The sequence below is a fragment of the Terriglobus sp. YAF25 genome (genome assembly GCF_052113305.1).
Taxonomy (GTDB): domain Bacteria; phylum Acidobacteriota; class Terriglobia; order Terriglobales; family Acidobacteriaceae; genus Terriglobus.
Genome location: NZ_JBFRCY010000171.1, coordinates 1 through 9,498 on the forward strand (window position 1 = coordinate 1; position 9,498 = coordinate 9,498).

General features: G+C 60.7%; 5 protein-coding genes and 3 pseudogenes. 6 read left to right on the forward strand and 2 right to left on the reverse strand.

Translation table 11 applies throughout. From position 1 onward, the window contains the following. Positions 1 to 1,967, forward strand: a 1,967-nt coding sequence (locus AB4043_RS09220; RefSeq protein ID WP_442306917.1) for a M14 family metallopeptidase, incomplete at its 5' end; no start/stop codon positions are given. Between the two features lie 19 nt (positions 1,968 to 1,986). Then, a complete protein-coding gene (locus AB4043_RS09225; RefSeq protein WP_442300498.1) occupies positions 1,987 to 3,246 on the forward strand; it encodes an MFS transporter in 1,260 nt (419 codons plus the stop codon). A 2-nt stretch (positions 3,247 to 3,248) separates the two neighbouring features. On the opposite strand, the gene AB4043_RS09230 is transcribed toward AB4043_RS09225, so the two are convergent. After that, positions 3,249 to 4,262, reverse strand: coding sequence for an AraC family transcriptional regulator (locus tag AB4043_RS09230; protein WP_442306918.1), 1,014 nt, complete (start codon positions 4,260 to 4,262; stop codon positions 3,249 to 3,251). A 114-nt stretch (positions 4,263 to 4,376) separates the two neighbouring features. On the opposite strand from AB4043_RS09230, the gene AB4043_RS09235 reads away from it, so the two are divergent. The 3 genes and pseudogenes from AB4043_RS09235 (at position 4,377) to AB4043_RS09245 (ending at position 7,254) form a co-directional block, all read left to right on the forward strand. Then, positions 4,377 to 5,276, forward strand: a complete 900-nt coding sequence (locus tag AB4043_RS09235) for an SDR family oxidoreductase (protein ID WP_442300500.1) — start codon at positions 4,377 to 4,379, stop codon at positions 5,274 to 5,276. 996 nt (positions 5,277 to 6,272) lie between these two features. Then, a pseudogene (locus tag AB4043_RS09240) lies at positions 6,273 to 6,911 on the forward strand (M3 family metallopeptidase); the annotation flags it as partial. A gap of 82 nt (positions 6,912 to 6,993) precedes the next feature. Next, positions 6,994 to 7,254, forward strand: coding sequence for a M3 family metallopeptidase (locus AB4043_RS09245; protein ID WP_442306919.1), 261 nt, complete (start codon positions 6,994 to 6,996; stop codon positions 7,252 to 7,254). Positions 7,255 to 7,661: 407 nt separating this feature from the next. Here AB4043_RS09245 and AB4043_RS09250 read toward each other — a convergent pair. Further along, positions 7,662 to 9,146, reverse strand: a pseudogene (locus AB4043_RS09250) (mechanosensitive ion channel domain-containing protein); the annotation flags it as partial. Positions 9,147 to 9,199: 53 nt separating this feature from the next. Here AB4043_RS09250 and AB4043_RS09255 point away from each other — a divergent pair. Beyond that, positions 9,200 to 9,498: pseudogene (locus AB4043_RS09255) on the forward strand (hypothetical protein); the annotation flags it as partial.

Sequence of the window (9,498 nt, forward strand, 5' to 3'; positions counted from 1 at the left end):
ACTACGCTCTCGGTCTCGATCAGGAACGTATCTCCTCGCTCGAAGGCCTGCAGGAAGATCTTCTCTTCGCGACGCAGAACTCCTTCTATATCTTTGGCAATACCTTCTCGACCGGCATTATGGACTATATGGGGCGCATCGTCCCCATCGCGCATCTCTCCGATGAGGGCAAAGATCCGCGCATTCATGTGGAGTTTTATGGCAGCGATGCCTCGCATCCACAAGTCAAGCTTGCATGGAAGGCGGGTGATGCGGGCGATGAGTTCAAGCGCGATCTTTCGGCGCTTGAAGCCGGCGACCCGCGGCTGGTAGCAACCCGCATCCAGCAGGGCTCCGATTCCGTGACCGCGCTTACATGGAGCCTTCCGGTCGCGAGCAATGAAGACAAGTTTGAAGAGTGGCGCAACCTCGTCACCGAGGACACGCTGGAGCGTACGGTCCTCTCTGCCGAGCAGGCGAAGGCAGAGCTCGCATGGCTGGAGAAGATGCACGCGGCCAGCCTCTATACCGCGCGCCTTGCTTACCCACATCTGAAACAGCTTGCTTTCGAGTTCGATCTTCCTCTGGAACTGCATCCGGCCGAGCACACCAAGCCCGAGACTCTTACTGCGCAGGCTGCCGTACCCGTGCCGGTGCATCCACGTCCGCAGATCGCTGATGTTACCCCCGCTGTGCAGAAATCTGACAAGACTTACGTACAGTGGGATCAACCCATCGGGCTTGAGGAGAATGAGCGTCTGCTCTCGCGCCTGTCTACCTTCCCCGGTGTGAACATCTACTGGATGGGCCGCAGCTACATGGGCAATAACATCTGGGCGGCGGACGTCATGCTGCCCACGCCCTCCGCGTTGCGCTCCATGGCGAAGGAGACGACGCTGAAGGCGGCCATCGTCTACTCCGGCCGCCAGCACGCCAATGAGGTCAGCAGCACCAGCCACATCCACAAGTTCGCCGAAGAGCTTGTCCTTGATGATGCGCGGCGTAAGTCGCTTGAGAAGGTCAACGTCGTTCTTCATCCCATCACCAATCCTGACGGCGCCGAGCTGGCGATGGACCTGGCGAAGATCACGCCAGACAACATGCTGCATGCCGGCTATCACGCCTCGCTCACGGCTGACATGATCACCGGCCTGTGGGAGCAGGACCCGCTCTATCYCGAGTCGCGCACGCGGCGTCAGCTCTGGGAGGCGTGGCTGCCTGACGGCTTCCTCAACCCGCACGGCTATCCGTCCCACGAGTGGGTGCAGCCCTTCTCCGAGTACTCGGCCTGGGTCATCTCCCGCAACGGAGCAGAGTTGGGACGCGCCTGGTGGGCTCCGCGTGGATGGTTCACCAGCCTCTATTACTTCAACGATGCCGACCATCCGCAGAGTAAGACTGTGAATTACACGCTGCGCGATTACATCGTCGACGGTATGGCTAAGGCGCCGGGCGTGCTCGACATGAACGCGCGTATGAACGCACGCTATTTCCGCTATGGTCAGCAGTGGGATCCGCGCGCCTTCCAGCAGCCCATCTATAAAGGTGTGCGCGTCTATATGGCGGTTACGGGGCAGCAACCGGGCGCACGCGCATCAGCTTTCAGCGCACGTTTCCCGGATGTGACTTATGACGATGGCTACACCGAGGCTCCGGACGAAACCGCACGCGGCGAGTGGTTACATCTTGTCGCCGGCGCCGGGCTCGCATACGATCATGCTCACCTGCAGTTCCTTACCGATGGCAAGTTCAAGATCAAGCGCACGCAGAAGGAGTTCTTCGATGGCGTGCAGTGGTCTGTGAACCGCGATCGCCCAGTTCTGCCGGAGACCAAAGAGGCCACATCGGCGGCGGCACCTGGGCAGCCGGCAACGGGGCAGCCGGCAACAGCAGGCACCGCTCCTACCGGCACGGCTGGTGAGCCGCTGGAGACGAATCCGACGCCCGCAACGCCGCAGCCCGCACCTCCAACCCCGGCGCATCACTAACCCACAGACAGGAGCGCATGTGACGGACACCCTGGTCGACAACCCAGCCTTCTGGTCCCTGGCCAAGCACCCGGCACGGCGTAACGCCTTGCTGGCCGCGGCCCTCGGCTGGATGCTCGACAGCATGGACGTCATGCTCTACTCCATGGTCATTCCTGCGGCACAGAAAGACCTTGGCATGAGCTCCGCCACCGCCGGGCTCATCATGAGTTTCACGTTGCTTGCCGCCGCGGGYGGCGGTATCGGGTTCGGTTTCGTCGCCGATCGCCTGGGACGCACGCGTGCGCTCTCGCTTTCGATTCTGATCTATACGGTTTGTACGGGACTTTGTGCTTTTGTCCATACAGTTCCGCAGCTTGCGATCTGTCGGTTCCTGCTCGGTATCGGTATGGGCGGCGAGTGGGCTGCGGGCGCGGCGTTGGTTGCGGAAACCTGGCCGCAGCAGCATCGCGCCAAGGCTCTGGCACTGGTGCAGAGTGCCTGGGCTATCGGCTATGCGCTGGCTGCCGGAGTTGTCGCGCTCATCATGCCGCACTTCGGCTGGCGCGCTGTCTTTCTCGCAGGCCTGTTTCCCGCACTGATCACGATCTGGATCCGCCGTAAGGTGAAGGAGCCGGAACACTGGACGCCTGCGACCAACGTATCTGCCAGCGCACTCTTCCGCGGCAAGCTCGCTCAGCGCACACTGGTCATCACCAGCATGAACGCCGCCAGCCTCTTCGCCTGGTGGGGACTTTTCTCCTGGGCTCCGTCGTTTCTCTCTGCTCCGGTAAGCAAAGGCGGCCACGGTCTCGATGTGCTGCATACGTCCACGTTCACCATCGTGATGCAACTCGGTACGTTTCTTGGCTACGTCAGCTTCGGTCCGCTGGCAGACCGCTTCGGACGCAAACCGGTCTACGTCACCTTTCTGTTGATGGCCGCGCTGGTCGTGCCGCTCTATGCAGTGGTGAAGACGCCGACTGCGCTGTTACTGCTCGGTCCGGTGGTTGGCTTCTGGGGCACGGGTTTCTTCAGCGGCTTCTCCGTTATATCCAGCGAAGCCTTTCCCACGGCGTTACGCGGGCGAGCGATGGGCTTCGCCTACAACCTCGGCCGCATCGCCAGCGCAGTCGCGCCCTTTACCGTGGGCCGCATTGCGCAGGAGCGCGGGTTCAGCTTCGGGCTTTCGATTACCGCCGCAGGCTTTCTGCTAGCAGCAGCGATTGCGCTGTTCCTGAAGCAGGACTGGGCAAAGATTAGCCAGGAAGAAGTGCAACCGCAGGTCGTGGTTTCCTAAAATCACCCGTGCACCGGGTGCCCCATGTCCCGCTTTTGGGACGTGGGTATTCGCGCGTCGCGCGAACCGCCTTTTGCTTCTCGCGGAGATGTCGTCCCCGGAAGCCGAGTCGCATCACGCCCACGCACATACTGCCGCGGCGAACATCCCATCTCCCGCTTGAACGCTGTGCTGAACGCGCTCTCCGACTCATACCCCAGCGACAACGCAATCGCAGAGACTGGCTCTGCAGAATTCGCCAGCTTATCGGCAGCCAGCAGCATACGCCACCGTGTCAGATACTCCATCGGAGAAGAACCAACCGTCTCTTTAAACTTCACCGCGAAGCTCGACCGCGACATACCCGCCTCTTCGGCTAACTGCTGCAGCGTCCATCGCCGCRCCGGCTCATTGTGAATGCAACTCATCGCCGCACTGATCTGTTTATCCGCCAGCGCAAACAGCCAGCCGACACTGCCGTTGGCTGGCTCCGCCAGATGCAGGCGCAGCGCCTGTACCAGCATCATGTGGGTGAGCTGCTGTGCGATCAGATATCCGCCCGGCTGCGGATCGCGCAACTCCTGCATCATGCGTTCCAGGCACCACCGCATCGCGGCGCGGTCTGATTCTTTTGCAAGATGCACGATCGGCGGCAGTACCTTCAGCAGCATGCTGCTGTCTCCTGAGAGGGCAAAGTGCCCGCCCAGTCCGAAGCACGCACCTCCGCCGTTGTACGTTGCAATAGCGCCATTCAGAGGGAAGCGAAAGATGGTCTGTGCATCGACCGGCGGCAGCGAGAGATCGCTTGCCATCCGGAAGCGCCGGCCCGAGGGCAACAGGTAGCAGTCGCCCGCGGAGACATGCACCGACTCGGGAGCACCGTCCACCGCAAGCCAGCACTCGCCTGAGACCACGGCGTAGCACTTGATGCCGTCGTGCGGACCGAACTGGATCGACCAGTCGCCGCCCATATCCATACCGCCGGAGGTGTAACTGCGCGGTTTCAGCAACGACAGCACGGCCGAAAGGGGATCCATGCTGTATTGGACGCTCGCGAAGGTATTACGGATTCTCAAGCATAGATCGTATGCCGCGCATTGCCTATCGTCCTAGTTAGAGGGGCTCTTGCCCCTCTAACTAGGAGAGTATCGATGCGGGTTTTCCTTACGGGTGCAACAGGATTTATCGGTTCGGCGATTGTTCCGGAGCTCATTCAGGCGGGCCACAAGGTCCTTGGCCTTACGCGCTCCGATGCTGGTGCGGAGCAACTCCGCAAGGCCGGAGCAGAGGTGCATCGCGGCGACCTCGAAGACCTTCARAGTCTGCGGAACGGGGCGGCGAATGCGGACGCCGTCATTCACACCGCCTTCAATCACGACTTCTCCCGGTTCGCGGCCAACTGCGAGACCGACCGCCAAGTCATCCAGGCGCTGGGCGAGGTACTCGCCGGTTCCGATCGTCCGCTGATCGTTACCTCCGGTACCGGTATTGCGGGCCATGGCGGCAACGGCCACATCGGTCTGGAGACCGATTCTCCGGTGAGCTCGAAGATCATTCCCCGTGGCGCAACCGAAGAGGCCGTGGCTGCGGTGGCAGAAGGCGGAGTCCGGACGATGGTCGTTCGTCTCCCCCAAGTGCACGACACCGAGAAGCAGGGCCTGGTGAGCTACGCCATTCAGATCGCACGCCAGAAGGGCATCTCTCCTTACATCGGCGAGGGGCGTAACCGTTGGCCCGCCGTGCCTCGGTTTGCTGCAGCAGAGCTGTACCGCTTGGTACTGGAGAAGGGGGAAGCAGGAAAGCGCTATAACGCCGTGGCGGAAGAGGGTGTTTCCATGCGTGAGATCGCCGAGGTCGTCGGCCAGGGCCTGAAGGTCCCGGTAGTTTCCATCACACAAGAACAGGTGGCGGAGCACTTCGGCTGGCTGGCTATCTTCGCCGGTTTGGATATGCCGGCCTCCAGCGCATGGACACAACAGGCGCTGGGTTGGAAGCCTGTTGGACCAAGCCTGATCGAAGACCTGAAGAATATGCGCTATGTCGAAGCCTGAAGCAGTCTCCGGGCGATGTCCGAAGTTTCGGAGCCCAAACTCTGGGTGCCCCATCCATCGCATCGCGATGGGTGGGATGTTCGAGCGAAGCTCGAATCGGATGGAGCCGTGGGCCTTTCCTCTAATGGACAAGCGAGCCCAGGGCTGAAGCCCATTCACTTCTTATCCTTTATCAGCGGGCTGAAGCCCGCTGCTCCCACCCATTTTCACGGTTGTCTGAGACCACCTCAGGCTAAATGGATTTGTCGGTACGCCCAGTAAAGAAAAGCTCCGCTCATGGCAGCGGGGCTTTTGTCTCTCAGTGCGTTATCCTCATCCCAATCCAGATCGAATTGGAGCACGTCTCTTGTGCGCAAACTTCTCGTTGCAGGATTGTTGATGAGTACACTTACCACCGCCCCCGTTATCGCCGAAACGCCAGCCAACGATCCGCTGCATGTCTGGATCGGCAATCCTGATCCTGCCGGAGTGACGGCCTGGGTGCAGCGTCATCTCGACGATGTCGCCCGCCTGGAGAAACAGATACTTGACGCCCCGGGACCGCGCACGGTGGAGAACACCCTGGCCCCGTTTGATGAGATGGGTCGCGCTCTCTCCACCGCGAGCATGGGGCCGTCGCTGTTGAACAATGCCTCTCCGGTGAAGGAGCTGCGCGATGTAGCACAGACCGAGCTGCGGCGTGTCTCCTCCGTCGGTGCGGAGATCTCCCTCAACCGCAAGCTCTACGACGCGCTGGTTGCGATCAAGACCGACAGTCTCGACGCCGAGACGAAGCATTATCTCGAGCGCGAGCTGAAGGGATATCGTCTTGCTGGTGTTGATAAGGACGAGGCCACGCGCGCAAAGATCCGCGACCTGCGCGACAAGCTCACCGCCGTTGCCCTCCAGTTCAATCGCAACATCGCCGAAGGTACCGCCAGCATCCAGGTCAAGGCCGGTGAGCTCGACGGCCTGCCCGCCGACTACATCGCCCGTCATCAGCCCGATGAGCATGGCATGGTTACCATCACCACAGACGAGCCCGACTATCGCCCGGTGATCACCTATGCCAAGTCGGCCGCGCTACGGAAGCAGCTCTACCTCACCTACATGGGCCGCTGCTATCCGGCCAATAAAGATCTCCTGCTACAGCTCATCGCTCTACGCGAAGAGATCTCGCAGTTGATCGGTATGAAGAGCTGGGCTGAACTGTCCAGCGCCGACAAGATGATCGGCACACCCGCCAACATCCAGTCGCTGATCGACGAGTTGGACAAGGCCGCCCGTCCCGCCATGGACAAGGAGTATGCGCAGCTTCTCGCCTTCGCACAGAAGCAGGAGCCCGGCCTGACGCAGATCTCCGACTACTCCGCCTCATACTTCGGCGAGCTCTTCCGCCGCGACCACTTCAACTTCGACTCCCAGGCGGTGCGTGCCTACTTCCCCTACGAAGAGGTCGAGAAGGGTGTGCTCGACACCGCCGCTCGTATGTTCCATATCGAGTTCGTCCAGATGAAGGACGCTGCGCTCTGGCATCCGTCGGTTAAGGCCTTCGATGTCTTCGACCGCTCCACGCCAGATCGTCAGAAGATCGGCATCATCTATCTCGACATGCATCCGCGTGCCGGCAAGAACAAGTGGTTCAACGCCGGCACGGTCGTGCAGGGTAAGAAGGGGATCGCTCTTCCCGAGGCTCGCCTGAACGCAAACACCCTACGCCGGGTCACCCGATGTGCGCATGTATGCGACCTTCACGCATCTGGTCAGCTATTCGTCGAACTACTACACGTACCAGCTCAGCAAGGTGATTGCCCTGGACTTCTTCGGACAGTTCGATCCGAAGAACCTGCTCGATGGTCCGGCGGCAATGCGCTATCGCAGGACAGTGCTGGAGCCGGGCGGTGCGGCGAGCGCAAATACCCTGGTGAAAAACTTCCTGGGCCGTCCACAGCAGTACGATGCGACGAAGAAGTGGATCAATGCGGAGTTTGCGAGGTAGTTGAATGGTGGAATCGTTGAATGGTTGAATGGGGCGAGGGTTTGAGCTGCCCGCGTGATGTAGCGGATCACCAGATCGATTCCTGCACCTGAAGGCCGCAGGTTGATCGCTGGATCGGCGCTGAACTGGCTGAGGCCGTATTGCCGTGTGCTGCGTCTCCACTCGTCTTCGGCGAGTCGAGCGCTCTTCTCCGTCTCCTGCACGATGACGTCATGAATCTCCTCCACTACCTCGTAGGTGGTCTCCGATGCAGGGATGCTCACGGAGATCTCATCCCACATCCACTGGCCGGTGGTCGAGAAGTTGAAGTACTGTCCGCGGATGGCGAAGCTGTTGATGAAGGTCACGCGGCGGCCGGTGGGATGTCCTTTGTCGGTCCAGTTGCCGGTCTCGAGCATCGTCGTGCGGAAGAGATTGATCTCGATTACCTCTCCGCCGACTCCATTGATCTCTACCCAGTCGCCGACGCGGATGCCGTTTCTGCCCATCAGCACAAACCAGCCGAAGAAGGCGAGGATGAAGTCCTGCAGCACAACGGTAAGGCCGGCGGTCGCCAGTCCCAGGATGGTAGTCATCTGTCGCGGCGATCCAAAGATCACCAGCAGGACCAGCAGAATGCCCATGACCTGGACGCCCAACTGCAAAATTGTCTGCAGCGTCTGTTTGCGCCTGCGATCGAGTGCGGGGCGCTCCAGCAACTTCAGAATCAGAGTTTCGGTCAGGATGATGCACACCAGGATCGCCACAATCACCGCCAGCGACTGCAGCAACAGATGCAGCAGGATACGGTGTTGTAACAGTACCTGGTCGCTCCACTTGCGATAGACATCAGCGAGCTGCTGCTGCGATTGGATGCGGTCGTCAAAGATGCTGAGGATCTGTCGCTCGGCGGCACGCTCCTTCAGGCTGGCGAGCCGGGAGGCATGGTCGCCGCCGCCGGCTGCTGCACCGTTGGTTGCAGTGTTGGCCTTCGCCTCCAGCGCATTGTGTTGCGCGGTCAGGGCTGCGATGTCCGCGTTCGCCTGTTGCAGCGCCTGCTGAATCAGTTGATAGCGGCTGCGCTGGTTCATCCATGCCCGGATGCGTCCCGCCAGGGTGCCGTACTGTCCCGCGGAGAGAACCGCTGTCTGGGTGTTGCCATGCGCTTCGCTGTCATACTTCTTTACCGCGGCTTCGCGCTCGGCAAGCTCTTCCTGAATCCGACTGCGCTGGTCGCCCACCGCGCGCGCCAGGTCCTGCTGTGCGTCGGCAAGCTGATCCGTATCGAGCCCAAGCTGCGCCTTAGCGATCTCCAGATCGTCGGAGCTTGCGGCTGCCTGCGCGGCGCCACCGGGCGCACTTGTCGCAGGAGCAGACGCGGGAGTTAAGGCCTGCACCGCTGCCTGGTCCTGTTTCACCAGCGTCTGCAGCTCTTTGACCTTTTGTGAGAGCTCCAGAGCTTCTCCAGAGAGAGACTTGTGCTGTACCTGTGCGCTTGCCATCCGCAATGCAGAAGCGAAAGCCTGGTCGACTTCATGGTCGGCCAGCTTCTCAGCCTGGCGCGCATACTCTACCTCTTCCGCGGTCACTGCCAGCGGAGCCAGGGCCTGCGCCGTCTGCCACGGCCGTGTGTCGACAAGGGTGTCCTGGTCAGCCAGTACCCGTGCCTTGCCTTGTCCTTTCAGGAAGGGAAGATGCGCCATCGAGTCGCGGGTCGTCCAGGAGACGGCCAGAAAAAAGACCAGCAGTGCCACTAACGCCAGAAGCAGCAGCAGTTTTGTGCGTCCGAAAACAGTCCGCCGTGTTGTGGGGGCGGGCGCCGGCGCATGGGGATGCGTTGTCATGCCTGTATTCTCACAGGTTTTGATTAAGACCGGTGATATCTCCCCTAAGCTGAATTTTTTCATGGCCATGTCGAGAAACGGATCCCTGGCTCCGACTATTGCGTGAAAGGGGAAAGTCAGCCATGTCTCACACCAACTCACTCACCCGCCGCCGGTTCGTCGCCACTGCAGCTTCTGCTGCCGCCCTGGTCGCGGCTCCATCCCACTCGGAGGTAAGTCAAACCATGCGCACCTACGATGCAGAACGAACCACGTTGACCCCATACCTTCTCTTCGACGGCAACTGCCTCCAGGCAATGGAGTTCTATCGCTCCTGCCTGGGCGGCGAACTAAAAGTCCTCAAGGTGAAAGACTCGCCTGTGAAGGACCATATGCCGGCCGCGCACCAGGAGAAGGTTCTCAATGCCAACCTGCGTAGCGA

Coding starts and splice junctions, on each gene's coding strand:
- AB4043_RS09245 (WP_442306919.1), top strand. CDS start 6,994: ATGTATGCGACCTTCACGCATCTGGTCAGCTATTCGTCGAACTACTAC.